Here is a 26506-nt window from a genome sequence, read left to right on the forward strand (position 1 = left end):
GGATATACAGGCTCGCGGATGCCGGAGATGCGCCTGTACCGAAAACGGTTTTGCCGGAGAACTCATTTTTTCAAAAAGAAAATATAATAATATTTATATTTATCAACTGAAAGAAAAATGCGCATGAGCAAGCACCACCAGAACGCTCTGATTCTCCTTGGAATTGCCGCCTGCGCGGGATTCCTCCTCTTCGCACCGGCCGCTGCCGGCCCCGGCCAGGGGCTCGCGGTCCTGGAGTCGGGAGAACTGCTGCCGTTCTCGCTCAAGGAGTCTCCGGCGGCAGAGAACGGATCGGAGCTATCCGGTGATCCTGTACTCCCGGACGAGAGCGATACCCCCGATGCTGCCCCGGCGCCTCCCGAAGACAACGCTGACCCCGACAAGCCCGCGGCAACCCCCGAGCAGGAGGGTGCCCCCGACGAGGGTAACACCACCGGCGCGGTTCCCGCCCCGACCGGTGCCGAAGTCGGCACGGAGCCGACGATGCCTGCCGGTGAAATCGGCAGTTACGACGACGAACGGCTGGCGGGGTTGGTCGAGACCGCCAGCATACGCCTGATGCGACTCTCGATGGAGCACGCCCACGCCCTCTACCTGCAGGATGCAGATGCCGCCGCTACGGCGGCGGACGCCCTGCATGCATTCTCCGTCAGGCTGCTCCGCGAGGTGCAGCCGCTCCAGGTCTCCCCGGAACGGCAGCCTTTCAAGGACGAGTTCGTCCGGTCGCTCGAGGCATACTCCCTGGCAAGCTCGAAACTTCTCGGCTCGACCGATGCCGGCGATGATGCCGTTCCGGCGGCCTTCAATGATCTGGCAGCGGCCTCGGAAAACCTTGAGACGGTCAGCCGTGAGGCCGGCGAGATACAATCCCGTGCATCCGTGGTGAACGTCGCCGCGGGGGCACCCGGCAGCCCGGCCGGCACCGGGCCCGCCGTAATTCCACCCCCACAAAAGATGCTCCATCTCCTGGATCGCCATACTTACGACGATCCGGGCGGCGAGAATATGGTCTCGGTGCTCGCCGAGTCCACCCGAACCGCAACGGCATACCGGGAGGTTCCCGGAAACGAGTCGACACCGGCCGTCGAGGCGGGCGAAGGGCGCATGTTCCTCCTCGTTACCGTCAAGTCGACCAACCTCGGACACAAGGGCGACTCCGATCTCTACACCATCGAGACGCCTGCAAGGGACGCGTTCGTCCTCGAATACGAGGGGACCACGTTTGCGCCCCTGAAAGTCCCGCCCTTCACCACGCTCGGGGAATCGTTCGACAAAAAGCCGGTTGAACGGTATGAATCACTGAAAGGATACCTCTACTTCGACGTCCCGGAGACGTTCGAGGCCTCCGGGGCGACGCTCAGGGCGGATCTCGGGTATGCCGGCACTCCGGCCTGGAGACTCGACGAAAAACCCGACGATGCGGGTGCGGTATAACCCGCACCGGTCTCCCCATTTCTTTCCGGATCAGAGTGAGAGCAGTTCCACGTTCCGGGTTCCCGTATCCAGCACGGCAACGGTCGGCCGCCCGGTCAGGTAACCGCAGGCCTCCCCGGGGTTGACGACCAGCGTCCCGCAGAGCGTTCGAACCTGCGCCTGGTGGGTATGGCCGTGAACCACGACGTCGAAGGCCTTTCGTACGATGAGCGCCTGCAGGAGTTCGCGATCATCACCGTGGAGCAGCCCTATCGTCATGCCGCCCGCGGTAACTGCGGCAAACGTGCCCCGCAGGCTGAGCCGTTCGTGCTCGGCGAACCGGGCCGAGAGGAGACGGAGGTCGCCGTCATTGTTCCCGAGGACACCGATCATGGGGGACTGCAGGTTCGCAAGCCGGGGGATGACGAACGGCGAGACGTAATCCCCGGCGTGAAGCACCAGATCTACCCGTTCCTCGTTCAGCTGTTTTACGGCTGCGTCCACCATCTCGAGGCAGTCGTGTGTGTCGGAGAGGATCCCGATGCGCATGTATGCATCCTTGGGCACTGTCACGATATATATGGCTGTCCATCCCCGCGGATTTCCGGAAAACGCATCCATCCAACACGGCGCTCCGGGATGCGCTATTGTTCATAACTCCCTGTAAATCAGGAATATTACCGCGTAATCCGGCTTTTTAAAGAGGAAAATCTATATAAAACAACCTTCAGATACTGGAATGGAGCACGCCCACGGGATTGCGCCGGGGCATCGAAAGAATGGATCTGCAGAGTGACAGCATGTGGGCATATATCAAGTACTCTGATGGCAGAACAGAGGAGCGGGAGTTTCCTGCAGGGGTATATATCGAGATCGGCGACATCCTTGAAGACGGCTCGGTCGTCATCGATGTCCCGTACCCCGACGATATCGATGACGATACGGATTTCCCGGACCTCTACGACGACTGAAACCGCCGGAACCAGCCTGCGGCCCGGCGCATCGGCTGGACGTTCGCCCCCTCCATCTCGCCGAGAGCAAATGCGAATCTCGCCCGGATCGTCGGCGGGAGGTCGCTCTCCGGTATCGATATGAATCCATACTCCCCGTAGAAATCGACAAGGTCCCTGACCGCGTGCATATACAGGGTGTCGTGCTGGCACGCCTCGACGAGTGCATCCATCGCCCGCCGGGCATATCCACGGCCCCTGAACCTGACCGGAGTGAAGACGCCGTCCACCTCGTAGCCGTCCGGGTGCCGGCGGCACCGGGCGACGGAGACAAGCATGCCGTCCGCAAAGACGCCGAATATCCGATCCGTCTTCGGGTCTGCCTTCAACTCGTGGTAATCGATCCAGATCTCTTCTGCGAGCCCGAACTCTTCGCTCCGCAGTTCCCGGGTCTCGATCACCAGGCGGATCGAGACCGCCAGCACCAGTACCGGCTGTTTTACGCACCCCATAACGGCGCTCGTAACGCTCCCGAGCGGGGCGGCTCCCGCAGCGTCACGTTTCCCGATGCGCGGGATGGCAACCAGGGATGCGCCGGTCTCGTCCGCCACGGTGCAGATGGTGCGCGCCGGATCCCCGGCCCGTACCAGCGGTTCGAGTTCTTGCCCTGCGGGTGACAGTTCATCTTTCAGTGCAGCGAGCCGGTCGCCGGCCCCCTGTTTCGTCTCCGAACGCCCGGGTTCGATGACGTGCAGGAGCACCGCCGCCCCGTCCCCGGCAGCACCCTTAAGGAGCGAGCGGACTTCGGGTGCCGGGTCAGCGAGATCGGTCGGCACCAGCAGCCGTGAAAAGAGCGCCGATCCGTCTCCTGCCGACTGCGGTACGATCAGGACATGCACCCGGGCATCCCGGAGCACGGTGGCCGCAACGTTGCCGGAGAAGAGGTTCCGGAGAAGACCCTGCTCCCGGACTCCCATCGCGATCAGGTTCGCCCCTAATTCTGCGGCGGTCCGGAGTATCCTCTCGGGGACCGGTGTCCCGTCGTCCTCCGCAACCACCACCTCGACGGGGTATCCCTGCCCCTGCACCAGTTCCTGCATCCGGCGGAGCGCATCTTCACCGGCTGGCGAGGAGCCTGCCGATATCCGGACGTGGATGAGGACGACCTCGCGGACGCCCGGAACCTCGCCGACCCGCTCCGCCATGGTGAAGGAGGCCTCGGAGAGGTCCGTTGGAATAACCACCTTTGCAAACATTCTTCTGCCTCAAATTATCCGGTATCCGCCCGGGGGCACATGTATCTCGAACCGCGCCCCCCTGCCGGGCGTCCCGGTCTCCCGGATCGTCATGTTCGTGATGGCAAGGATCTCCCGGACGAGGAAGAGCCCGAGCCCGCCTTCGATGCCGACGCCGTAATCGAATATCCGCTCTTTCTCCACCTCAGGGATTCCCACGCCGTCGTCCTCGATGGAGATCGAGAGCCCGTCGTCCAGGATCCGGTAGGTGATGACAACCGACGATACGGTCTTCCCGTGTCGGGCGGCGTTCTCGATCAGGTTCGAAAAAACCCGGTCGAGCATCGGGTCGGCGAAGACCTCGAGCCGCTCGACCCAGGCGCGGACCGATATCCCGGGGAGCAGCAGACACGATGTCACCTCCCGGATCACCCTCTGAACCGGCTGCCAGTCCGGCGGCCGGACGCCGAGATCCTGGTAATCCCGGGTGATCTCCGCGCGGCGCTGCACCACCCGGGCATTCTCTTCCAGGCTTTCGAGGTAATTGCGAACGGCGGGATCGTCGAACTCCCGCATCCCCACGGTGATCCGCCCGAGGAGTCCCGATACCGCCGCCGCGAGATCGCTCCGGGTGAGGTGTCCCAGCATATTCAGCTTGGCGTTCGTCCGTCGAAGTGCGTCCTCGGCGTTCTTCCGGGCGGTGATATCGACGAGCGTGAGGACGATCCTCCCGTCCGGGAGGCGGCCGGCCGATACGAGGACCAGGACGGCCGTTCCGTCGATACGGCAAAGGGTCGTCTCGTACTCGTAGACGGTACCATCCCGGTCGATATCTGCCGCCAGCGCCTCCCAGGCACCGGGGTCTTCAAAGAACCCGGCGACGTGCTTCCCGGCAAGATTCTTCGCCGTGAAGCCGAGGAGCGCGGCGCCCACGTAATTTGCCTCCTCGATGCGCGGCCCGGACGCGCCGGGGGCAACGATGAACGTTCCCGCCTCCGAGTTATCGAAGATCCCCCGGTACCGCTCTTCCTGCTCCCGCAGCCGGATCGAAAGGAACGATACGACGGCGCCGACGGCGGCGAAGACCCCCGCCCGCGAGAGCGCCGAGACGACCGCTCCGGCATCTCCACCGGTGAAGGGCAGGATCAACGCCAGGTACCCGAGAGCCAGGGCAAGCGAGAAGACGATTCCCCGGCGGGGGAACCAGTAGGCGGCAAGGATGATCGGCAGGTAGAACAGGTGCGGGAGGACGATGGTGACGCCGGCAAGAAGACCGGCGGCGTTTGCGATGAAGGCGATTAAAACCGATGCAGCAAGCAGGAGGAGCCGGGTATCCTGCCTTGCGGATCGGCGGCGGCGCGGGATCAGGCTGCCCGCCCCCGGACGCTGGTGCGCCACGCAACCGATCCGCCGGAACTTCGGACGGGAGGGATCGCTCCACGGCATGCTCTTTGCATAGTTATAAGGCGCATTGACTTTTGGCCTTTAAAAGGGATATGGTCGGCGGGGGTGGGAAGCCGGGTGCCGGGAGGCTCCCGTCCCGCGAGAACAGGGTCATGCAAAGGCATATGCCATCCGTTCCGCCATTAATGATCAGGATAACCAGGGAATGACCATGAAGATCTCGCTCCTCCAGGTGAACACGGTCGTCGGCGACCTCGCCGGCAACGCCGACCGGATTGCGGCGGGTGTCAGGGAAGCGTCCCGCCACCGGCCGGACCTGATCGTCGCTCCGGAACTCTCCCTGACCGGCTGCTCTCCCCGGGATCTGCTCCTGCAGGCGGGGTTCATAACCCGGAGCCTCGCCGTTCTGGACGACCTGGCCGCCGGGCTCGCCGATGCCCCGCCGGTGCTCGTCGGTTTCGCCGAACCGAACCGCGCAGGAACCGGCCGGCCGCTCTTCAACGCCGCCGCCCTCCTCCGGGAGGGGGAGGTGCGGGGGACGTTCCGGAAAGATCCCATCTCCGGCATCTTCGACGAAGGCCGCTACTTCGAGCCGCCGGCAGAAAGCCCCCGGTCATTCCGCCTCGGCGAGAGAACGGTCGGGGTCTCCATCGGCGAGGAGATCCGGTGGAGCGGAGAGGTGCCGGATGTGATCGTGAACCTCTCGGCATCGCCGTTCGCCGCAGGCCGACAGCGCCTGCGCGAGGAGACGCTCTCGGGGCTTGCGAAGGAGTATGGGGCCGCAATCGTCTCGGCAAACCTCGTCGGCGGGAACGACGACCTGGTCTTCGACGGCCGGAGTACTGTTTTCTCCGCCGACGGAACCCTCGTCGCCCGCGGTGCGGCCTTTGCCGAGGAGATCGTAACCGTCGATCTCGCCCGCCCCGTCCCGCAGGCGGCCGCTCCCGACGACCAGGGCCCCGAATCCGAGATATGGCGGGCGCTGGTGCTCGGGACCCGGGATTACGTCCGTAAGTGCGGATTCACGTCCGTCCATCTCGGCATCTCCGGCGGGATCGACTCCTCGCTCGTGGCCGCCGTCGCAGCCCGGGCGCTCGGGCCGGAGAACGTCCTCGGGGTGCTCCTCCCCTCACCCCACACCTCCGCGGAGAGCATCGAGGACGCCCGGAGACTTGCGGCGAACCTCGGTATCCGGGTGCAGCAGATCCCGATCGCTCCGATGATGGAAGCGTTCGACGGAGCCCTCGCGGGAGTCTTCTCCGGACTCCCCCGCGACATCACCGAGGAGAACCTGCAGGCCAGGATCCGGGCGACCGTCCTGATGGCCCTTGCGAACAAGTTCGGCTCCATGCTCCTCTCGACCGGGAACAAATCGGAGGTCGCGGTCGGCTACTCCACCCTTTACGGGGATGCGGCGGGGGGGCTGTCCGTGATCGCCGACGTCCCGAAGGGGATGGTCTACCGGATAGCCCGGTGGCTGAACGCGAAGCAGCCCGTCATTCCCGAGAGGGTGCTGGAAAAGCCTCCTTCCGCGGAGCTCCGGCCGGGCCAGACCGACCAGGAGATCCTTCCTCCCTACGATCTTCTCGACGCGGTCCTCCACCGTTACGTCGACTGTTTCGAGTCCCCGGGCGAGATCATCGCCGCCGGGTATCCCGAAGAGACCGTCCGGGAGGTCGCGGGAATGGTCGAGCGCTCGGAGTTCAAGCGCAGGCAGGCCCCGCCCGGGATAAAAGTGACCGGCAGGGCGTTTTCTACCGACTGGCACATGCCGATCGCCGCGAGACCCTGGTGGGAGTGATGGCGGCGACCCTCACCGGCGATCTCATTCAGATCTACGAAGCCCTCTTCGCGGCATTCGGCCACCAGCACTGGTGGCCCGCAAGGACGCCGTTCGAGACGATGATCGGCGCGATCCTCACCCAGAACGTCTCCTGGACGAACGCGGCCCAGGCCGTCCGCAGCCTCGAAGACGCCGGGATACTCGATCCCCATCTCCTCGCCGCGGCCGATACCGCCGAGATCGCTCCCCTGATCGTCCCTTCCCGGTACTATAACCAGAAGGCGGAGCGGATCCGTGAGTTCGCCAGGGTCTACGTCGCCGAGTTCGGGGCGGACCCGGCGGCGATGGCGACCGTGGAGACCGGCGAACTTCGCGAGCGGCTGCTCGCCCTCCGCGGGTTCGGGAAGGAGACGGCGGACACCATCCTGCTGTATGTCTGCGAAAAGCCGGTCTTCGTCGTCGACGCCTACACCCGGCGGATATTCTCGCGCTACGGTTTCCTCCCCGAAGGGGCGTCCTACGACCTGACACAGCGGCTCTTTGCGGAGAATCTTGAGCCGGACGCGGAACTCTTCAACGACTACCACGCCCAGATCGTGCGCCTGGGTAATACCATCTGCAGAAAATCCCCGCTCTGCGATCGCTGTCCCATCCGGGAGGTCAACGGGACGCTCCGGTGCGCCGTGGGGCGGACGTAACCTCCCGCTCACTTCTTCCGGTAGATGTTCAGCCCGATCCTGATCTCCTCGTGCCCCGGCACCGAGACGTTACCCTCGGTGGAGGCGATCGTGATCGACTTCCCGCTCTTGGACTCCCCGAACTCCTTTGCGAGATCCACCCGTATGGTGAGGATGTTCTTCTCGACAGTCATATCGACGTTCTTCATGCGTACCTGTGTGCATCTTTGGGGAATATGCAGATCGGTACGGGGCCGGGAGGTGCGGATCGCGAAGGCGATCCGGGCTGTTCCGAATCCGTGCAGCGGTCCATTGTAAACAGATGGTTAAAAGGGAGTCAGGATACAAACGATTTTTTTCAAATCACTGGAATTTATCTCGTTTAAAATAAATATCATTAAATATGTGTTTATCATTTCTTTATTTCTGATATGGCAGGCAAAATCAAGCAGATGATCGAGAAGATCATCGAAGAACGTTCGAATGGAAACGAAGTATTAAAGAGCACCACTCGAACAAAATTGATTATAAAAGGATACAACCCGGATACCTGGACATCGCGGTCCGAAGACGATCCAACAAAGATTGCAGAACTCAAGCAGATTGCCCGGGACATGGGCGTAAACCTTTAGGAGTCTTTTATGAGCGTTACTGTTGCTTCTACGGCGGCATCATCGATCGAGAGAGCAGTCGATGACATTATCAAGCAATGCGGCGGAATCTCCCCAAATACGGTGCTTTTCTTTGCATCCTCCCGGTACGACCCCGCGTCGATCAGCAGGGCGATGCACGACGCCTTTTCTGGGGCGCAGGTCATCGGCTGTTCGACCGCCGGGGAGATCGTCAGCGGCCGGGTCATGAAGGACTCGATCGTTGCCATGGCGTTCGACGACCGCACCATCGAAAGCGTCGCATGCAGTGTCGTCACCGACGTGGCCTCTCCCGATTCACTTGCAGATGCGGTTCGGGACCTTGAAGAAAAGATCGGCACACCGCTCCGGGATCTCGACTTCCAGAAATACGTGGGAATCATCCTGATCGACGGACTGAGCGGTTCCGAGGAGCGGGTGATGGACAGGCTCGGGGATCTGACCGACGTGACGTTCATCGGCGGCTCCGCAGGCGACGACCTCAACTTCCAATCGACCTATGTCTACCTGGACGGCGCGGCATACACCAACGCAGCCGTGCTTGCGCTCTTGAAACCCGTCGGCGAGTTCGACATCATCAAGACCCAGAGTTTCCGGACCCTGGATACCGTCCTCGTGCCGACAAAGGTGAACGAAGAACGGCGGGAGGTCCTCGAGTTCAATAACATGCCCGCGGCACTCGCATATGCCCGGGCGGTCGGCGTATCCGTCAAGGAGGCGCCGAAGAGGTTCATGCACAACCCTGTCGGGCTCGTGACCGGCGACGACTTCTTCGTCCGGAGCCCCAGGCAGATCGAAGGCGACAGCATCTTCTTCTACTGCATGGTCAAGGAAGGGATGGAACTCGCGCTGCTGGAGTCGACTGATATCATCGAGGATACCCATAACGCCGTTGAAGAAAAGGTCCGTCAGCTCGGCAGAGCCTCTGCCCTCATCAACTTCCACTGCATCCTCCGGGCGCTCGAACTCGAGGAGAAGGGGCAGTCCGCGGAGTACGGGTCGCTCTTTGCCGATATCCCGACGATCGGGTTCTCCACCTACGGCGAGGAGTATATCGGACACATCAACCAGACCTCGACGATGCTCATCTTCAAATAATCCTTTTTTCCGTCCCGGAACGACAAACCCTATCCCGGTTCCCGTCCAACCGTACCCGCACACCGGGCCCGATGAAGCAATGAATGATAAATACAGTATTCTGGAGAAATATTTCGGCTACACGTCGTTCCTCCCCCACCAGGAAGAGATCGTCGACGCCGTGCTCGCCGGGCGCGACGTCCTCGCCGTCATGGCGACCGGGGGCGGCAAATCCCTCTGCTACCAGCTCCCCGCCCTCGTCTTCGGCGGGCTTACGGTCGTCGTCTCGCCGCTCATCGCCCTGATGAAGGACCAGGTCGACGGTCTCCGGGCAAACGGCATTCCGGCGGCGACGATCAACAGCTCGCTCGGCTACGGGGAGCAGAAGATCGTCGAGCGGGTGATCCTCGAAGGCCGCATCCGGGTCCTCTACGTCTCGCCGGAACGGGCGGTGCAGCCGTTCTTCCTCTCGCTCATCGCAAAAGCGGACGTCCGGCTCATCGCCATCGACGAGGCGCACTGCATCTCCATGTGGGGCCACAACTTCCGCCCCGAATACCGCCGGCTCCGGGTGCTCAAAGAGCGGTTCCCCGCGGTTCCCGTCATCGCCCTGACCGCGACCGCCATCCCCGCCGTCCAGAACGACATCGCGGTGCAGCTCAATCTTTCGAACCCGGCCCGGTTCGTCGGGAGTTTCAACCGCAAAAACCTCACCTACCGGGTGGTGCCGAAGGCCCGCTACTTCCCGCGGCTGGTCGCCTATCTCGCCGAGCACCCGGACAACGCCGGGATCATCTACTGCTTCTCCCAGAAGGCGACGGAGGAACTCGCGAAGAAACTGCAGGAGAAGGGTTTCTCGGCGCTCCCCTACCATGCGGGCCTCCCCGACAGCGTCCGCGCGGAGCACCAGGAGGCCTTCTCCCGCGGCGACACCGCGATCATCTGCGCCACCGTCGCCTTCGGGATGGGCATCGACAAACCGGACGTGCGGTTCGTCATCCACACCGACCTCCCGAAGGATATCGAGTCTTACTACCAGGAGACCGGCAGAGCGGGGAGGGATGGGGAGGACAGCGACTGCATCCTCTTCTATTCCCGGGGCGACTACGGCACGATCCGCTACATCATCGAGAAGGAGGGCGGCGATGCGACGCAGAAGGACGTCGCCTACCGAAAGGCCGGGGCGATGCTCGACTACTGCGAGACCACCGGGTGCCGGAGGAAGTTCCTGCTCGCCTACTTCGGCGAGTCTTACCCGGAAGAGCGGTGCGGGGCATGCGACCGCTGCGAGACGCCGGTGAAGGTCTTCGATGGGACGGAGGTCGCGGCAGCGGTCATCTCCTGCATCCGGGAGACCGGGGAGCGGTTCGGCGCATCTTACATCGCCGACGTGCTCGCCGGTTCGAAGAGCGCGAGGCTCCACGAGAACGGGCACGACCGGCTTGCCGCCTACGGCTCCGGCAGGGGCTACACCCGCGACCAGTGGCTCCTCTTCATCCAGGAAATGGTCGGGAAGGGGTTCGTCGCGTCGACCGGCGGGCGGTACCCCGTCCTCGTTTCAAACGACCGGAGCCGGGCAGTGCTCGCAGGAAAGATCCCGGTGCCGCTCACAGAGCCGCGTCCGGAGGGGGTCGTGGCGCCGGAAGTCGGAGAGAAGGACTACGACGAGGCCCTCTTCCTCCGGCTTCGCCGGCTCCGGAAAGTCGTCGCCGACCTCGACCGCGTGCCGCCGTTCGTCGTCTTCCACGACCGAACCCTCAAGGAGATGGCGACGTCCTACCCGGGCACCGGCGTTGCCCTCCTCGGGATCTACGGCGTCAGCGAGGCGAAACTGAAGCGTTACGGCAGGAGGTTCCTCGACGCCATCGACAAGCACTGCGCCGAGCACGGGATCGGGCCGGAGCGGCGGAGCGGGTGACCCCGGCACGCGCAAACACCTCGAATTGCCCTCAACTCGATGTATTAATGAACAAGGAACGCCAATATGCCATGTACAAGGCATATGCGGCTCATTTCATGGAACATAGATCTCTTCCGCTCCGGTCTGAAGAGCGTGGAGAAGAAAGTCGAAGCAGTCTGCCAGTATTCGCCTGATATCGTCGCCTTCCAGGAGGTTACGGACCGGGCGCTGCCGCTCTTCCGGGAAGAACTGGAGAAGTTCGGGTTGCTCCACTCCGTCGACAGCCTTGCGCTGGTGGAGATCGCGCGGGTGGCCTACATGGCCGAGCGACTGAACGACCTTCGCGAACGGGGCGCGAACGATCCGTTTCAGTTCGCGTATAATGTCTCCCGGCTCTCGGAGCAGTACTCTCCTCCCGGCGAGGCAAAAAACTGCGGATGCCTGATCGCGAGCAGGTACCCTCTCACACCGCTAAACCCGCTCGACTTCGATATCCCGTGGAAACAGCGGGTGGTCTCTGCCGTCGTCAGCGCACCGGCGGGCGAGTTCGAGATTCATAACGCCCATGTGCCGACGGCCATAGGAAGCCGGAGGAACGAGATTGCCAAGGCCGAGACGCTGGTGGGGATATACCGGCACCTCGCCGCCAGATCGGAACGGCCCCGGATCCTCTGCGGCGATCTCCACATCCCGGAGGCGGAGCTCCCCGACGGGACGATCGTTCCCTTCTACCGCGACATCATCCCGGACAAAAACTACAACACCACGATCTCCGAGAGCGACGAGTACCTCGGCCGCCCGAGAAAGTGGTGGTACAACGCCGAGATGAACGTCCTTCCCGGTCTCGCGGAGTACGACCTTCCCGACGTCTTCCGGAGACTGCACGGCTACCAGGCGAGGGAGTACAGCTGGTGTCCCGACCGCGGGCCCGAGGACGTGCCGAAGTGCAAACGCTACGACCACATCTTCGCGTCCGTGCGCCTCAACCCGACGGCGTGCTGGTACCTCCACGACCTGCGGGGGCAGGGGTTGAGCGATCACTCCGCCGTCGTGATGGACTTCGAGCCGTGAGCGGGTGCGGGCCTATGCCGTGAACGGCCCGCACCTCACCTCTGCACAAGCCCTGCCGGCTTCACCGCAGCCGCTGTTTTCCTCCAGGATCTTTTTAAACCTGCAATCGAGAGATTATACCGGTGAAACCGATGGTTGCACTTACTGAAGAGATGAAGACGGCGTTTCGCACGATGAAGGCTTTCCCGGTCGCAACGGCCTCGAAGGACGGCTGGCCGAACGTGGTGCCGATCGCGTTTGTCGAGATCGCCGACGACGAGACGATCTGGATCGCCGACAACTTCATGAAGAAGACGCTCGCGAACGTCCAGGAGAACCCGAAGATCTCCATCTACGTCTGGGGGCCCGAGACGAAGGGCTGCTTCCAGGTCAAGGGCGACGTCGAGATCCGGTCGAGCGGCCCGGAGTTCGAGAAGATGCAGTTCACCGTCCGGGCAAAGATGGCGAAGGCCCCGGCAAAGACCCTTCTCATCATGAAGATCCGGGAGATCTACGAGTGCTCCCCCGGACCGAAAGCGGGGGAAAAGATTCTCTAACTTTTTTCTGCGGAATCCCTGTCGGAATCTGCCATGCACAATATCCACGGCCTTCTCCCGGGTTCTCTTTTGCCGCAGGTAGCCTATCCATACACGGATTTCCGTTGGCCATTGCCACTGGGGGAGGCGGCTCGCGGGGAGTGCGACATTCCGATAGGAACGGAGCTCGACCACCGTCAGGTGGGGCGGGGGGAGCATCCCCCTCCCCTGTCTCCACTCCTAAACTGATGTCTACAACCCCCACCCCACCCGGCCTTCGGCCTCCTCATTCGCACCTGCGGTGCTCATGCTCCGGCCCTACGGCCCGTCGCACCCCACACCTCGGGGCGGGGGCAGTGCATGGCGATATCCCCATGATCCACTGTACGGGACTTTTCACGAACCCAAACGGTTCTGGCGATCACCTAAAGAGGCCAGGATCAACCAACCATCTTCCATACGTTCGCGCACCGCCTCACAAAGGGGACTGCCTTCCGGGTTCTAAACTATTTTCCCGCACCGCCGCCAACCCTTCCTTCCGGATGTGACGGAAGAGTGAAGATAACGGCAGTTGTGGGAAGCCCGCGGGGGATGCGGAGCAGGACGAGAAGAGTTGTGAACTTCGTGCTTGCCGGGGCGAAAGATGCTGGTGCTGAGGTCGACCTCATCGATCTCGCCGACCTGCAGGTCACGCCCTGCACCGCCTGCGAGAGTTGCAGCCTGGACGGGACGTGCGTCTTTGCCGACGATCTCCCCGCCGCGTACGACCGGATGCGGGATGCCGACGGGCTGGTGCTCGCCTCGCCGGTCTACGTCGACAACGTCAGCGGGCAGATGAAGGTCTTCATCGACCGGCTGGCGGACGCGATGCGTTACCAGAACTTCGCCGGGAAATACGGCTGCAGCGTCGCGACCACCGAGGTCTCGGGAGGCGACGCGGTCGTCGGCTACCTGAACCACGTGCTCAACTACCTCGGGGTGACGACGGTCAGGGGGATGAGCGTCACACCCGGTAACGACCCGGAGGCGCTCGACCGGGCGGAGCCGGCGGCACGCGAGCTCGGGCGCCGGCTCGTCCTCGCCGTCAGGGATCGGCCGCGCTATCCCGATCAGGAGGCCGGGATGGCGGAGAACCGGCAGTATTTCGCCGGGATAGTCCGGGCGAACCGGGACTGGCGGACCGACGAGTACGAACGGTGGGTGCGGGAGGGCTGGATCGGGGAGGAATAAAGTGACCGGCGAGGCTTCGCCGTAAAAAAACAGTTCCGTTCTTAATTAGATACGCCGGGAGGGAGATTTGAACTCCCGAGGTGCCAGGCACCAGTGGCTTTCAAGGCCACCGCCTTCCCGGACTAGACTATCCCGGCTCGCCTTAACCTATTGATCACCGGACAAAAAAAGGTTGTTCATCCCCTGCGCGCGAAGACAACGGCAAGAAGCGCGAGGAGTGCCAGGGCCGCCGGGAGCGGTGCGGCCTGTGCAGGGGTGGGGGTCGCGTCCCCGAAGAGACCGGGCGCGGTCTGGCTCACCCTGACCGAATCAGCGTTCGTTGCCGAGACCTGCACGGTGCCGCTGTCGTTGAAGCTCATGGGGTAGACCTTGACGTAGACCGGGCCTCCCTTTGCGGCAACCTCTACGGTCTCGGGCTCGAGCATGCCCTTGTTGTTAACTTTATGGGATTCCCCATCCTCATCGATGTATTCGACCACCCAATCGATCCCGGCCGAGGTTGCGATCGTCACGATACCGCTTTTGGTGTCGACCTCGAAGTAGGCAGGGGCGGACCGGCTGGCGGGAGAACTCGCGGATATCATCGCCTCCGTCGGCGTCGGGCCGGGTGTCCCGGCTACCACGAAGACGGCTTTGCCGATGTAGCCTTTGGTATCAGAGAAGGTGACCTCGTACGAGCCGCCTTCGGAGATGGGGACCTCAACGGAGAACGCCCCGTTCTTGTCGGTCGCGACAAACTCCGGCCCGTAAACGACAAAGCCGTCTCGTTCGACCAGAACCCGCACTCCCGCACTACCGATGTCGGCGATCTCACCCCGGAGATCGAGGGTGCCGTCGAAGTTCTGGTTGAGCGGGGAGTCGATCTTGAGACTACCCGATCGATCGACCAGAATGACCGTCCGCTGTTTTGTCGAACTGCCTCCGAACGTGGAGAGCGTGGGATCGACGATCTCGATCGAATACTGCCCCGGCTCAAGACCGTCCGTCTCGAACGTCGCGGAGAACGTCCCGTCCGCCTGGACGACGATCGTTTTGCGGGCAATCTCGTGCTTCATGTACTGGGCACGGTAGAGTATAATCTCCGTGCTGAATCCGGGATTGACCGTCGGCTTGGGAAGCCCCTCCACGGTTGTGGTACCCGTGACTTTGAGCGGGTCGCCGACGTATACCGTCTGCGGGGCACTGATTGAAACGTACGCGGCCGATGCCGTGCCGACGAGCATCATCGCGACGATGATCGTCAGCCATGCGATCCTTTTCATATCATTACATCCTCGAATATGAGGTATAATGGTATCCAAATTAACCGAGAAGCCGCTGGCGTCCTGGCGGGGGAAAGACCGCTATGAAGGGCGGATCCTCGATACGCTGACGGTAATCTTTCGAAGCGGCGGATGTTCCTGGAACCGGTGCCGGATGTGCGGCTACCGGCATGAGCGCTACCCGGACCTCCCCCGGGACGAACTCGCCGAACGGCTGATACGCCAGGTCCGCTGGGTGAAAGAGAACTTCCGCGACGAGGACTACCAGGTGCTCAAGATCTTCACGTCGGGGAGTTTCTTCGACCCCGACGAGGTTCCCCCTGCCGTCAGGCGCGCAGTCGCGGAGGCGTTCCGGGGCAAGGCCGTGATCGCCGAGACGCGGCCCGAGTACGTCGACGCCGATGCGGTCCGCGAGTTCCGGGAAGGCATCGATAGCGGCGACTGGGACAAGCCGCTCCACGTCGCCGTGGGCCTCGAGACCACGAACGATCTCATCAGGGAGAGGAGCATCGACAAGGGGTTCTCGTACGCCGACTTCCTCCGCGCCGCAGAGGCCGCTCACGCCGCCGGCGCGGGCATGAAGGCCTACCTGCTGATGAAACCGCCGTTCCTGACCGAACGCGAGGCACGCGACGACATGATACGCTCGATCAGAGACGTCGCTCCCGTCGCGGACAGCATCTCCATGAACCTCTGCACCGTCCAGAGCAGGACCGAGGTCGAACACCTCTGGAAGCAGCACGCATACCGGCCGCCGTACCTCTGGAGCGTCCTTGATGTGCTGATAAGTTCCCCGGTGCATATCCTCTGCGACCCCGTCGGCGGCGGACAGATGCGGGGGCCGCATAACTGCGGTGCCTGCGACGGCCCGATCGTGAAGGGGATCGCCGACTACTCGCTCTCCGGCGACGTCGGGCTCCTGCGTGCCCTTGCGGAGACGGAGTGCGGGTGCAAAGAAGAGTGGGAGTTCGTGCTGGACGGGGAAGAGCCGTTCTGTATGCCGCTCACCCGTTAGCACTTCTCCTGTTTTTCAAGCTGCTCGCAGAGCAGCGGGAGGAACGTCCCCGCGTCGCTCACGACGCCGATCGCCTGCGTCGTGCCCCGGTCCATCAGTTTCGTCACCGATGCAGGGTTGATGTCGACGCAGACGGTCTTGACGTATGACGGGAGGCAGTTCCCGACGGCGATCGAGTGCAGAAGCGTTCCCACCATCACCACCATCCCGAGATCGTGGATATGGCGGCGCATGGCGTCCTGCGCCTCGACGACGTCCGTGATCGTGTCGGGGAGCGGCCCGTCGTCCCTGATGGACCCGGCGAGCACGAACGGGACGCCCTTCTTCACGCACTCGTACATGATCCCGCCGGTGACGACCCCCTGGTCGACCGCGTTCCTGATGGAGCCCGCCCGCATGATCTCGCTGATGGCGCGGATGTGGTGCTTGTGCCCGCCGGTGACGAGCGTGCCCGTCTTGACGTCCATCCCGAGCGATGTGCCGAAGAGGTTGGACTCGATATCGTGGGTGGCGAGCGCGTTCCCCGCAAAGAGCACGTCGATGTAGCCCGCACGGATCATCTTCGCGAGGGCGTCGGCCGCTCCGGTGTGGACGATGGCGGGGCCGCCGACGAGCGCGATCTTCTCGCCTTTCTTCTTCGATTTCAGGATCTCGCGGGCGATCTTTGCGATGATCGCCTCGCTCGGCCGCTCGGACGAGACGGTTCCGTGCATGAACTCGAACGTGCTGACCTTCCTCGGCCGCTCGGGGTAGACCACGCGGACCCCGGTCTCGCTGACGACGACGGCATCCCCTGCCTTGATCTTCGAGATCGGGGTGCAGAACGCCCGTTTCTTCTTCTCGTCGACCACGATATGGCAGTCCATCTCGATGCGCTCGACGGGCAGCCATTCGCCCCGGTATTTTACGAAGGTCGGGTGATTGGTGGTCGAGTAGAACCCCTTCGGCAGGATCCGGTCGCCCTCTGCCGGTACGAGGGTGACGTCGCCGATCTCGGGGGCGCGTGCGCCGAGCCGGTGCAGTTCGGAGAGGATGGCGTCGAGCTGGTGATCGCCGGGCGCCGTCACGCGCAGCCGTGCGTAACTCGTGTCCGTCTTCAGCTTCCCGACATTGAACGTGAGGATCTCGAATTCTCCCCCCATATCCATGATCCTGTCAAACACCAGGGTCATGACGCCCGAATCGATGATATGGCCCTCTAGTTCGATTTCCCGGCAGGATTCCATATATAAGAGTTGGTGATTGTCCGATAATACAGTTTCCCCGCCCGTCTCTCCCCCCGGAACAGTGCGCCTGCCGCCCGTCCGTAACGATGCCCTCCCGGCCGAGCGCCGCCGCGCACCGGTCCTGATAGTGGGAAGCCTCCGGGGCTCAAATTCCGTTCAACGGCGCTGATAGTATTCAATCGTGCAGTATGACCCCGGCACAACCGGAGGCCTACGTACTCCGCTTCCGGCAGAGGTATTCCTGCACCAGCGCCAGTTCCTCGCGGGTGTTGACGTTGAAGGCAAGCCGCCTGTCGTGCAGGAGAAGTTGCAGCTCGTCCTGGGCCGCACCGGAACCGCCCGCCGTCAGGATGTTGATCCCGGCAGGGCAGGCCGGGACGCCGTCGACTTCTTCCGTGTACCGCGTGCGGCAGCCGTGCTCCTCGCAGAGGTCGCGGGGCACCCACGTCGAGCATGCCGGTGTTCCCGCCCGGCGCCAGGCGTCCTCTATATCGGCGACGATGTCGGGTGCAAGGCAGGGGAGGTCGGATACGCAGGTGAAGAAGGGTGTGCCTTCTTCCTTCAGGTCCGCCGCAGCGGCGTTGATATCCTCGACGTAGCCGAGCCCTTCCGCTTCGTACAGGGCGACCCCCTGCGCCCGGCACCAGTTCTTGGTGAACGGCGTTTTGTGCGAGGCGACCACGACCACCTCGTGGCCGGCGGCCGTGAAGGCGCCGGTGACGTAGGAGAGCATCGGCCGTCCGCAGATGGTGACCAGGGGCTTCTCACCCAGGCGGAGACGGGTACCCTCTCCCCCGGCCATGATCAGGGCAAGCATGCTTCGAGCGCCTCGATGAGTTGCCTGTTCTCTTCATGCGTCCGCACGGCCACGCGGATGTGACGGGGAAGCCCGAAAGACCGGCAGTCCCGCACCAGGATGCCGCGGGAGAGGAGCCGCTCAACGAGCACTTCCGCCTCCACCGGGACTTCGATAAGGATATAGTTCGCGGACGGGGGCGCATAGACGAGACCGAGAGCGTCCAGACGGCTGCAGAGCCAGGCCCGCTCACGGGCAATCCGCTCCCGCGACTCCTCGAGCAGATCGTAGTGCCGGAAAGCCTCGATCGCGAAGGATTCGGCGAACGTGTTCACCGTCCAGGGAAGGCGCACCGTCTCGACCTTCTCGATGAGCTCGGGCGTGCCGAAGGCGTAGCCGAACCGGATGCCCGGCACGGCGAAGCTCTTTGTCAGGGAACGCAGCAGAAAGAGGTTCTCGTCCGAGACGTCGACAACGCTCTCGCGCGGGTCGGAGAGTTCGATGAACGCTTCGTCGAGGAAGAGGCACGTCCCCTGTCCGGCGGCCGCATCAAGCACCCGGAGGACTTCCTCGCGGGAATAGAGTTTCCCGGTGGGGTTGTTCGGATTGCAGAGGAACCGGACGGCAGCCCTGCCGTCACCGGCGGTGCACCGGGCACCGGCAAGTCTCACCGCCATCCCGTACTCGGCGAACGTCGGCGACTCGATACGGGCGGTATCGCCGGGCCCGAGCACGGCAGAACAGAACGCGCGGATCAACTCGACGGATCCGTTGCCGACGGCGACTTCTGCGGCATCGCGCCCGAATGTTCTGCCGATTTCCTCTTTGAGCGTCTCATAACGGTCGTCCGGGTAATCTTTCAGCGCCGAAGCGTCCGGAATCCAGGGGAACGCCGGAGGATACGGATTCACGTTGGCACTGAAATCAAGCACCTCGCCCCTCTTCCGGGTGCGGTGCCAGCGCACCCGACCGCCATGTTCCGCCCTTTTAGGGAGATTATCTCTCATATTCGTGGCAACTCTTTGAGGATACGTTGTCGGCTGCTATCCATAAAACCGTTATGTCGGGCAGGATTGCATATCGACAGGTATATATACCATCCGAATATTATTATGCCTTATCTGATGCAGTCAGACGAAAAGGTTATGATTGTCTGACAAATGGCCGACAAGGGGCAGCCACATGTCAGATATGAGTGATTGAAATGATGGATCGGATTACAATCAGATTGCCACGGCAACAGGTCGAGATGCTCGAGAAGCTGGTGGAGGCTGGCGAATTCCCCACGGTATCGGAGGCCGTGCGGTATTCGGTCAGGGCGCTTCTTGAAAGGCATGGAAACCGTGTTTTACGTGAGGCCGACCAGATTTCATTCAAAGTTTAGGAGGTATTATTGATGCAGACGATCATCAACGAGGCGTTAAAACACGCGGAACGTGAGAAGTACGTAAAGACGGACATGGCCGACGGCGAAGACGACATCATCGGCCAGCCGCGCATTGTCATCGTAGGATGCGGCGGTGCGGGCAACAACACCGTCAACCGGCTGTACCACATGCAGGTCAGCGGTGCGGAAACGATCGCGATCAACACGGACAAGCAGCACCTGGACATGATCCAGGCCGACAAGAGAGTTCTTGTCGGCAAGTCGCTCACCAAAGGCCTTGGAGCCGGCGGATTCCCCGACGTCGGCAGGCGTGCAGCCGAGATGGCCCGGCCGACCCTGGAGAGCCTCCTCTGCGACGCCGACCTTGTCTTCATCACCGCCGGCATGGGCGGAGGCACCGGTACGGGCACCGCCCCGGTCGTCGCGCAGATCGCAAAGGAGCAGGGCGCTATCGTCGTCGGCATGGTCAGCTACCCCTTCCAGGTCGAAAAGGCCCGGCTCCTCCGTGCGGAAGAAGGGCTTGAACAGCTCTCGGCCTCCGCCGACTCGGTGATCGTGCTCGATAACAACCGCCTCATCAAGTACGTGCCGAACCTCCCGCTCGGCCAGGCGTTCTCGGTCATGGATCAGCTCATCGCGGAGACCGTCAAGGGCATCAGCGAGACGATCACGGAGCCTTCGCTCATCAACATCGACTACGCCGACGTGCGTGCCATCATGAGCAAGGGCGGCGTCGCCGTTATGCTCGTCGGCGAGAGCAAACAGCAGAACAAGGCCGAGAGCGTCGTTCACGAGTGTCTCAACCACCCCCTGCTGGACATCGACTACCGCGGAGCCACGGGAAGCCTCATCCACATCACGGGCGGGAACGACCTGACCCTCCAGGACGCCGAGGAGATCGCAAGCTCCCTGACTTACGAACTCGACCCCCACGCGGACGTCATCTGGGGAGCGCGGGTGAACAGCGAGTACGAAGGAAGAGTTCGCGTCATGGCGGTCATGACCGGCGTAAAAAGCGCACAGATCCTCGGAAGCCACCGCACCTACGAACCGGCAACGCAGCGGTCCGGTGCACCTGCCGGCAGGCGCATAGCAGGGGACTCGCCGAGCGGGCACCTCATCGACTTCCTCTGAAATCCTCTACCCTCTTTCATACCTTTTTTAAATCGGAATCGTTCCGCGGAGGCGTGCTCCGTGCTCCTACGAAATACTTAAGAGTACAGATGACGTTTGAATTATAGACGTTCTTGTATAATCCCTCCAGCACGGGGTGTATTGTGCAGGGCACAGATCCAACGGGTCTGCGATTGCCAGAGTACCGGGGTTGAACACATGAGCAGACAGATGAACGACGGTCTCGATTGCCGAGTCCGGAAACGTCTTTTCTTGTGGTGTAGCCGCTACACGAGCCTCCGGCATCCTGCAGCACACGGGAGCGGCCTTTTGCTGGCGGGGATATGAGACAGGTACCGAATGTCGAGGATTGGTAAAGAATGCTGAACGATCTGATTGAAAAGAGAAAAAAAGTCCTTGCGGAGTCTGAACAGCACAAAGACCGGCGCAACGAGTTGAACGCGCTTGCCAGCAAAAACGCCCGGGAACGCAACACGTTGAATGCCCAGACCCGCGAGTTCGTCGAGGAGGCGCAGCAGCACAAGGAGCAGCGGGATAAGATCAACGAGGAAGTCCAGGCGCTGAAAGACCAGAGGAACGAATATAACGACAAGGCAAACGCGCTCTTCGAAGAGATCGAGTCCTTCAAGAGAGAGCACGGCAACCTCCAGAACCGGGGCATCAAGGAACTGCAGAAGCAGATCGAGCACCTGGAGTTCAAGCAGCAGACCGAGGTCTACAGCACCGATAAGGAGCGCGAACTGATCGAGAAGATCAAGCAGCTCAAGGCGGCGGCAAAGGACCAGGAGGCCGAGCTCGAGCAGAACAAGGAGATGCGGACGAAACTCACCGATGCCCGCGAGTTTCGCCGGCTGGCGTCCGAGATCCACAAGGACGTAACCGAGAAGGCCGAGGCCGCACAGCAGCACCACGACCTGATGGTGGAGTCCTACAGGAAGGCCGACAAGTCCCGCGAGGAGGCCGATCAGTCCCACCAGCAGTTCGTCGAAGCCCAGGAGGCTGCGGACGAGGAGCACAAGCAGTTCATCGCCTGCCAGAAGGAACTCCGCGACTACGACAAGGTTATCTCGGGTCTCCGGAAGAAGACCAAGAAGACCAAAGTCACCAAAGAGCAGAAGGCCGTCCGGAAAGAGGCGGAACGTGTCTTCCAGCAGTTCCGTGACGGCGAGAAGATCACCACCGACGATCTGCTCCTGCTTCAGCGTGCAAAACTCATCTAATACTTTTTTACCGCGCTGCAAATCATTTAATAGATCAGAGGCGATGTTCTATTGAATGGCAAAAGAGCGGACGCTCGTCCTCTGTGTCGATCGCGATGACGATCTCGGGTTCAAGGCCGGGATCGATGGTCCCACCGTGGGCAGAGAGGCATGCCTCCACGCGGCGACCGCGCTCGCCCTGATCGATCCCGAGGACTCCGACGTCAACGCGATCTTCGAGACGATCCGGCTCTACGACGAACTCACCAAAAAAGGGGAAGAGGTCGCCGTCGCCGTCATCTGCGGCAACCACATGAATCTGCTCGAAGGCGATCGGCGGGTAGCGTCCGGTCTCGATGCAATTCTCTCCGCAACGGGTTCTACATCCTGCATCATCGTGACGGACGGTGCCGAGGACGAGTATGTCCTCCCTATCATCCAGTCCCGGGTGCCGGTCAGCAGCGTGCGGCGGGTCGTGGTCAACCAGATGCCGAACCTCGAAGGGACGTACTACATCTTACGACGCCTTCTCGACGACCCGAAGGTCTCGAAGATCGTGCTCGTCCCGCTCGGTCTCGCGATGCTCCTCTATGCCGTGGGATACCTGCTCGGGTACCCCGAGGGCGCGACCATCGTCGTCGTCGGCGTCATCGGCACCTACCTGCTCTTCAAGGGCGTCGGGATAGACGAGGTCTTCGGTTACCTGATCTCCTCGCTGAAAACATCGCTCCACGGCGGGAGGTTCACGTTCGTATCCTACATCGCAGCGATACTGCTCGGTATCGTCGGAATTATCCTCGGGCTCATAAGCCTCCTCGAATACTACTCCCCGTTCGGCATCGTCATCCAGATGCTCGCGTTCATCTACGGTGCCGTCGCCTGGTTCACCGCCGCCGCCCTCGTCGCATCGGTGGGAAAGATCATCGACGTCTTCTTAAACGAGCGCGAGACGATCCAGCGGGTGGTCGCCCTGCCGTTCTTTGTCCTGGCGATCGGGGCCATCGCCTACGGGGCAAGCACCTACATCCTCTCGATCAGCAGCGAGATCTCCGGGTTCCCCGTAACGAGTACGGGCGGTGCGCTGTATATCGTCTTCGCGATAATCGGAGGCCTCTTCTGTGCCTTTTTCGGCGTTTACCTCCAGTCGTTCCTGGGCCGGTGGGTCGACGAGCGGGAACCGGTCGCACTGAAGAGGGAGGCGTAGAGGCGCCCTTCCGAGGCGGGGCCGTCTCGCAGGGCCACTCTCACTTCTCGACGACGTAGCGGATGAAGCGTTTCGGCCTGATGCCGACCGTATTGAGGAGCATAACCAGGATATAAACGGCACTCAGGCGGTATTTCCCCATCAGAAGGTATCGCCGCGGCGATACAACGATGGGGAGGTCGAGCTGGACAAGCCTCCCGTGCCGGCGTGCCGCCCGCGAGAATTCCACGTCCTCCAGGTAGGGGAGCGGCTCGTATCCGCCGATCTCAAAGAAGGCTTCTCTTCCCACGAATATACCGAAATCCCCGAAGAATGTCTGCGTTCTCGCCGCCAGCAGGTTCCCGAACCTGCTCGTCAGGGAGAGCAGGGGGTCGCGGCTCGCGAACGTGTGTAAAAAGCCCCCGCCGATGACCCCCTCACGCTCCAGTGCCCGGCCGATCGCGCCCGGGGCATCCGGAGGTATCCTGCAGTCGGCGTGGAGAAAGAGCAGAGCAGTTCCCATGGCATGCCGGGCTCCGGCGTTCATCTGAACGCCCCGCCCTCGCGGCGAGGAGAGCACGGCGAGTCTGTGAGAGAACGATCCCGCTCCCGCTTCGAGTGCTCTGCACGTGCCGTCCGTGCTCCCGCCGTCGACGACGATTAACTCGAGCGGACCCGCGAGATCATCGATATGCGCCAGAAACGCAGGAATGTTCTCTTCTTCGTTGAGCACCGGCGTGATGATCGAGAGCATGCGCGAAAACCTCCTCTCACAAAGACCGCATCTCCGTCACCCACTTATATGATGATGCTTATGGTAGGCTGTGCTGGGGCCGCTGCCATGGATGCGGGAGGACAAAATCTCAATACGGTCATCGCCCGGGGCTGCCTTCATCCTGCTACGGATGAGGCGGTGCGGTATTTCGATGAGGAGCGGGTCTACTCGCTGCAGGTAGAGTCGACCCTTGCCTGCCCGCAGGGATGCCGCTACTGCTACGCTCCGGCCGATGCCGCCGGGGCCGGGGAGCTCCCCGCCGAAGATATCGCCGCCGCTCTCTCCTCTGCGGCGGATATGGACGTGAAAGCCGTCGACTGGCTGGGGGGCGACCCGCTGATCCGCAAGGGCTGGTACGATCTCGCAGAACACGCCCGCGACCTCGGTTTCGTCAACAACATCTGGTCGAGCGGCATCCCGCTTGCCGACCCGGGAGTCGCGGAGCGCGCCGTCGCCATAGCGGAAGGGGGTTTCATCTCCGTGCACCTGGACACCCTCGACCCGGCCGTTTACGCCCGACTCCACGACGGGGATGCCGGAGAAAAGATCCGGGCCATCCTCCGCGGCATCGAGAACCTTGTCGCCCTCGGCAAACCTGCGGGCGAACTCGTCAACTGCATCACGTTCACGCGGCCGCTGGCCGGGGAAGACCTTATTAAGACGATGCGGTACTTCTGCGAGGAGGTCGGGATGGGGATCTGCCTGACGCAGATCTGCACGGTCGGCAGGGCATGCCGCCATCCGGAATGGGTGCCGGCACCCGGGGAGATCCGGGACGCCTGCCGGGCACGGGACGCGATCTGTTATCCGGGTTCCTCCTGCTCGTTCGGGACGATGGACGTCAACAAGTTCTACTGCGGCAGCATGATCTGCCTGACGGCGAACGGCGACGTTACGCCCTGTTCGGTCATCAGGAAGGGGTTCGGGAACATCAGGGAGCAGCCGCTCTCTGAGATCGTCGAGAAGCACCGGAACGAGCTGCTCTTTTCGGGGATGCGGCAGCCGGGCCCGTCCTCCTGCACCCGGTGCGGGCAGAACGCCGTCTGCTGGGGGTGCCGGGCGACGGCATACTACGAGACCGGAGACCTCCTGGGCCCCGACCCGAAGTGCTGGCGGGCGGCGCCGGAGAGGTGAAGCAAGTATGCTCGACATAAACATCGGCGACGTCACGGCCGCCTACGAAGGGGCGGTCGGCGTCATCTGGGAGATGCTGATGGGGGAGCAGATCCACGTCGGCGGCGAGCGGGAGACCGATATCCTCGCGGAGTTAGCGGGTGTGGGCGCAGGCACACGGGTGCTGGACGTCCTCTCCGGTCTCGGAGGCCCGGCACGGCACCTTGCACGCACTTACGGCGCGACGGTGACGGGTCTCGACGCGACGGAGCGGATGGTGAATGAGGCGGTATTGCGCACAAAGCGCGCCGGTCTTCACGATCGCGTCACCTTCCGGCCCGGTAACGCTCTCGATATGCCCTTCAGATCGGGGATCTTCGACGTCGTCTGGGGACAGGACTCCTGGTGCTACGTCACCGATAAGGACCGGCTGATACGCGAATGCCGCCGCGTGGCGATGCCCGGCGGCACGATCGCCTTCACCGACTGGATAGAGACCGGAGCCATGAGCGCTGAAGAACGCTGCAATCTCAACGCCTTCATGCTCTTCCCGTACCTGGAGACCATGGGAGGGTATGAGACCCTGCTCCGGCGGCACGGGTTTGCCGTGAGGGAGTGCGAGGATATCAGCGAGGATTTCGCGTCGCAGATGCACCGCTACCGGGATGCCCTCGCCGGCGGCCTGAAGGGCCGGATCGTCGAACGTTTCGGGACGGATACCTTCCGGGCTATGGAACGCGGCATCGGCCTCTGGGTAGAAGCCGCCGACGAGGGGAAGGTAGGGAGAGGCCGGTTCGTGGGCCGGAAGTCGTGATGCGGGCGGCTGCCGTTATGGCCCGGATGCCGGTTCCGGGAGAGGTGAAGACACGGCTCGTCCCGCCGCTCACGCCAGCGGAGGCGGCACGGCTGTATGCCGGATTCCTGCGGGACACGATCGGGCTCCTCGCCTCCCTCGAGGGGATCCGTCCGTTCGTGGCCTACACGCCTCATGGTGCGGACGGCTTTTTCTCCGGGATCGTTCCTCCCGGGTTCTCCATCCTTCCCCAGGCAGGAAAGGATCTCGGCGAGCGCCTTGACAACGTTACGGCCACACTCTTTTCGCGGGGGGCAACGGCGGCCGTGCTCTGCGACAGCGACAGCCCGACCCTTCCCGGCCGGTGCCTCGAGGAAGCATTTGGCAGGCTCGATGAAGCCGATGTCGTCATCGGGCCGTGCGACGACGGCGGCTACTACCTGATCGGGATGCGGAAGCATGTCCCCCGCCTCTTTGAGGGCATTCCCTGGAGTTCGGCCCGCGTGACGCAACGGACGGTCAGGATCGCCGAGCGCCTGGATCTCTCGGTCTCCCTGCTCGAGCCCTGGTACGACGTCGACACGGCGGCCGACCTGGATCGCCTCTGCCGCGAGGTAGCGGCATCCTCGAAAGGATCCGATTTCGCCCGCCATACCCGCCGTGCCCTGGCGGAGATCGGGCGGCGGCCGTAGCACCGTACCCGGAAGACCTGCAGGTA

General features: G+C 62.6%; 27 protein-coding genes and 1 tRNA gene. 18 read left to right on the plus strand and 10 right to left on the minus strand.

Translation table 11 applies throughout. The features are described 5' to 3' along the window. Positions 1-123 precede the first annotated feature (123 nt). Positions 124-1434 (plus strand): hypothetical protein, encoded by a 1311-nt coding sequence (locus SZ63_RS10910; RefSeq protein WP_241481329.1) that lies wholly within the window; start codon positions 124-126, stop codon positions 1432-1434. A 30-nt stretch (positions 1435-1464) separates the two neighbouring features. Here SZ63_RS10910 and SZ63_RS10915 read toward each other — a convergent pair whose 3' ends face one another. Next, entirely contained in the window at positions 1465-1962 is a 498-nt protein-coding gene (locus SZ63_RS10915; RefSeq protein ID WP_048185407.1) for a metallophosphoesterase, read from the minus strand. Positions 1963-2192: 230 nt separating this feature from the next. On the opposite strand from SZ63_RS10915, the gene SZ63_RS10920 reads away from it, so the two are divergent. Further along, positions 2193-2384 (plus strand): hypothetical protein, encoded by a 192-nt coding sequence (locus SZ63_RS10920; RefSeq protein ID WP_048185328.1) that lies wholly within the window; start codon positions 2193-2195, stop codon positions 2382-2384. On the opposite strand, the gene SZ63_RS12775 is transcribed toward SZ63_RS10920, so the two are convergent. Both SZ63_RS12775 and SZ63_RS10930 read right to left on the minus strand, forming a co-directional pair. Then, a complete protein-coding gene (locus SZ63_RS12775) occupies positions 2372-3607 on the minus strand; it encodes a GNAT family N-acetyltransferase (protein ID WP_241481330.1) in 1236 nt (411 codons plus the stop codon). The two genes, SZ63_RS10920 and SZ63_RS12775, sit on opposite strands and share 13 nt — an antisense overlap. Before the next feature lie 21 nt (positions 3608-3628). After that, a complete protein-coding gene (locus tag SZ63_RS10930) occupies positions 3629-5044 on the minus strand; it encodes an ATP-binding protein (protein ID WP_052959134.1) in 1416 nt (471 codons plus the stop codon). A gap of 169 nt (positions 5045-5213) precedes the next feature. Here SZ63_RS10930 and SZ63_RS10935 point away from each other — a divergent pair, with 169 nt between their 5' ends. Further along, complete coding sequence (locus tag SZ63_RS10935) at positions 5214-6803, plus strand: NAD+ synthase (RefSeq protein ID WP_048185412.1); 1590 nt, start codon at positions 5214-5216, stop codon at positions 6801-6803. After that, positions 6803-7483, plus strand: coding sequence for an endonuclease III domain-containing protein (locus tag SZ63_RS10940; RefSeq protein ID WP_048185330.1), 681 nt, complete (start codon positions 6803-6805; stop codon positions 7481-7483). Before SZ63_RS10935 ends, SZ63_RS10940 begins: the two co-directional genes overlap by 1 nt. A gap of 8 nt (positions 7484-7491) precedes the next feature. On the opposite strand, the gene SZ63_RS10945 is transcribed toward SZ63_RS10940, so the two are convergent. Continuing rightward, the gene (locus SZ63_RS10945) at positions 7492-7671 is read right to left on the minus strand and encodes a hypothetical protein (RefSeq protein WP_048185332.1); all 180 of its coding nucleotides are present in this window, start codon (positions 7669-7671) and stop codon (positions 7492-7494) included. A gap of 222 nt (positions 7672-7893) precedes the next feature. Between SZ63_RS10945 and SZ63_RS10950 the strand changes: the two genes are divergently transcribed. The 6 genes from SZ63_RS10950 (at position 7894) to SZ63_RS10975 (ending at position 13905) form a co-directional block, all read left to right on the plus strand. After that, positions 7894-8094 carry a hypothetical protein gene (locus tag SZ63_RS10950; protein WP_048185333.1) on the plus strand — a complete coding sequence of 67 codons (201 nt, stop codon included), beginning with the start codon at positions 7894-7896 and terminating at the stop codon, positions 8092-8094. Positions 8095-8103: 9 nt separating this feature from the next. After that, the gene (locus SZ63_RS10955; RefSeq protein WP_048185336.1) at positions 8104-9210 is read left to right on the plus strand and encodes an FIST signal transduction protein; all 1107 of its coding nucleotides are present in this window, start codon (positions 8104-8106) and stop codon (positions 9208-9210) included. 79 nt (positions 9211-9289) lie between these two features. Then, positions 9290-11107 (plus strand): DNA helicase RecQ, encoded by a 1818-nt coding sequence (recQ, locus tag SZ63_RS10960; RefSeq protein WP_048185340.1) that lies wholly within the window; start codon positions 9290-9292, stop codon positions 11105-11107. A gap of 84 nt (positions 11108-11191) precedes the next feature. After that, positions 11192-12160 carry an endonuclease/exonuclease/phosphatase family protein gene (locus SZ63_RS10965; RefSeq protein ID WP_277619451.1) on the plus strand — a complete coding sequence of 323 codons (969 nt, stop codon included), beginning with the start codon at positions 11192-11194 and terminating at the stop codon, positions 12158-12160. A 131-nt stretch (positions 12161-12291) separates the two neighbouring features. Next, on the plus strand, positions 12292-12696 hold the full coding sequence (locus SZ63_RS10970) for a pyridoxamine 5'-phosphate oxidase family protein (RefSeq protein ID WP_048185343.1): 405 nt from the start codon (positions 12292-12294) through the stop codon (positions 12694-12696). Positions 12697-13230: 534 nt separating this feature from the next. Then, positions 13231-13905 carry a flavodoxin family protein gene (locus SZ63_RS10975; RefSeq protein WP_048185345.1) on the plus strand — a complete coding sequence of 225 codons (675 nt, stop codon included), beginning with the start codon at positions 13231-13233 and terminating at the stop codon, positions 13903-13905. Positions 13906-13957: 52 nt separating this feature from the next. On the opposite strand, the gene SZ63_RS10980 is transcribed toward SZ63_RS10975, so the two are convergent. Then, positions 13958-14042, minus strand: a tRNA-Ser gene (locus tag SZ63_RS10980). A 39-nt stretch (positions 14043-14081) separates the two neighbouring features. Then, positions 14082-15167: a hypothetical protein gene (locus SZ63_RS10985; protein WP_048185347.1), complete on the minus strand. Its 1086-nt coding sequence runs from the start codon at positions 15165-15167 to the stop codon at positions 14082-14084. A gap of 28 nt (positions 15168-15195) precedes the next feature. On the opposite strand from SZ63_RS10985, the gene SZ63_RS10990 reads away from it, so the two are divergent. Beyond that, complete coding sequence (locus SZ63_RS10990) at positions 15196-16182, plus strand: archaeosine biosynthesis radical SAM protein RaSEA (RefSeq protein WP_048185350.1); 987 nt, start codon at positions 15196-15198, stop codon at positions 16180-16182. Here SZ63_RS10990 and SZ63_RS10995 read toward each other — a convergent pair. The 3 genes from SZ63_RS10995 to SZ63_RS11005 form a co-directional block, all read right to left on the minus strand. Beyond that, a complete protein-coding gene (locus tag SZ63_RS10995) occupies positions 16179-17408 on the minus strand; it encodes an ornithine cyclodeaminase (RefSeq protein WP_048185352.1) in 1230 nt (409 codons plus the stop codon). The two genes, SZ63_RS10990 and SZ63_RS10995, sit on opposite strands and share 4 nt — an antisense overlap. Before the next feature lie 211 nt (positions 17409-17619). Beyond that, on the minus strand, positions 17620-18225 hold the full coding sequence (locus tag SZ63_RS11000; protein ID WP_048185353.1) for an NTP transferase domain-containing protein: 606 nt from the start codon (positions 18223-18225) through the stop codon (positions 17620-17622). Further along, positions 18213-19136, minus strand: a complete 924-nt coding sequence (locus SZ63_RS11005) for a pyridoxal phosphate-dependent aminotransferase (protein WP_241481332.1) — start codon at positions 19134-19136, stop codon at positions 18213-18215. The genes SZ63_RS11000 and SZ63_RS11005 overlap by 13 nt, the downstream gene beginning before the upstream one ends. Positions 19137-19408: 272 nt before the next feature. Between SZ63_RS11005 and SZ63_RS11010 the strand changes: the two genes are divergently transcribed. From SZ63_RS11010 to SZ63_RS11025, 4 genes are all read left to right on the plus strand, one after another. Beyond that, on the plus strand, positions 19409-19588 hold the full coding sequence (locus SZ63_RS11010) for a ribbon-helix-helix domain-containing protein (RefSeq protein WP_048063790.1): 180 nt from the start codon (positions 19409-19411) through the stop codon (positions 19586-19588). A 12-nt stretch (positions 19589-19600) separates the two neighbouring features. Next, entirely contained in the window at positions 19601-20725 is a 1125-nt protein-coding gene (gene ftsZ, locus SZ63_RS11015) for a cell division protein FtsZ (protein WP_048185357.1), read from the plus strand. 359 nt (positions 20726-21084) lie between these two features. Beyond that, positions 21085-21945 carry a coiled-coil protein gene (locus SZ63_RS11020; protein ID WP_048185359.1) on the plus strand — a complete coding sequence of 287 codons (861 nt, stop codon included), beginning with the start codon at positions 21085-21087 and terminating at the stop codon, positions 21943-21945. A 55-nt stretch (positions 21946-22000) separates the two neighbouring features. Then, positions 22001-23128, plus strand: a complete 1128-nt coding sequence (locus SZ63_RS11025) for a DUF373 family protein (protein ID WP_048185361.1) — start codon at positions 22001-22003, stop codon at positions 23126-23128. 40 nt (positions 23129-23168) lie between these two features. On the opposite strand, the gene SZ63_RS11030 is transcribed toward SZ63_RS11025, so the two are convergent. Continuing rightward, the gene (locus SZ63_RS11030; RefSeq protein WP_048185363.1) at positions 23169-23861 is read right to left on the minus strand and encodes a TIGR04283 family arsenosugar biosynthesis glycosyltransferase; all 693 of its coding nucleotides are present in this window, start codon (positions 23859-23861) and stop codon (positions 23169-23171) included. A gap of 60 nt (positions 23862-23921) precedes the next feature. Here SZ63_RS11030 and SZ63_RS11035 point away from each other — a divergent pair, with 60 nt between their 5' ends. The 3 genes from SZ63_RS11035 to SZ63_RS11045 are packed head-to-tail and all read left to right on the plus strand — an operon-like array spanning position 23922 to position 26480. Beyond that, complete coding sequence (locus SZ63_RS11035) at positions 23922-25016, plus strand: radical SAM/SPASM domain-containing protein (protein ID WP_162199203.1); 1095 nt, start codon at positions 23922-23924, stop codon at positions 25014-25016. A gap of 7 nt (positions 25017-25023) precedes the next feature. Next, on the plus strand, positions 25024-25809 hold the full coding sequence (locus SZ63_RS11040) for a methyltransferase domain-containing protein (RefSeq protein WP_048185365.1): 786 nt from the start codon (positions 25024-25026) through the stop codon (positions 25807-25809). Further along, the gene (locus SZ63_RS11045; protein WP_048185367.1) at positions 25809-26480 is read left to right on the plus strand and encodes a TIGR04282 family arsenosugar biosynthesis glycosyltransferase; all 672 of its coding nucleotides are present in this window, start codon (positions 25809-25811) and stop codon (positions 26478-26480) included. The genes SZ63_RS11040 and SZ63_RS11045 overlap by 1 nt, the downstream gene beginning before the upstream one ends. Positions 26481-26506 lie beyond the last annotated feature (26 nt).

The sequence above is a fragment of the Methanoculleus sediminis genome (assembly GCF_001017125.1).
GTDB lineage: Archaea > Halobacteriota > Methanomicrobia > Methanomicrobiales > Methanoculleaceae > Methanoculleus > Methanoculleus sediminis.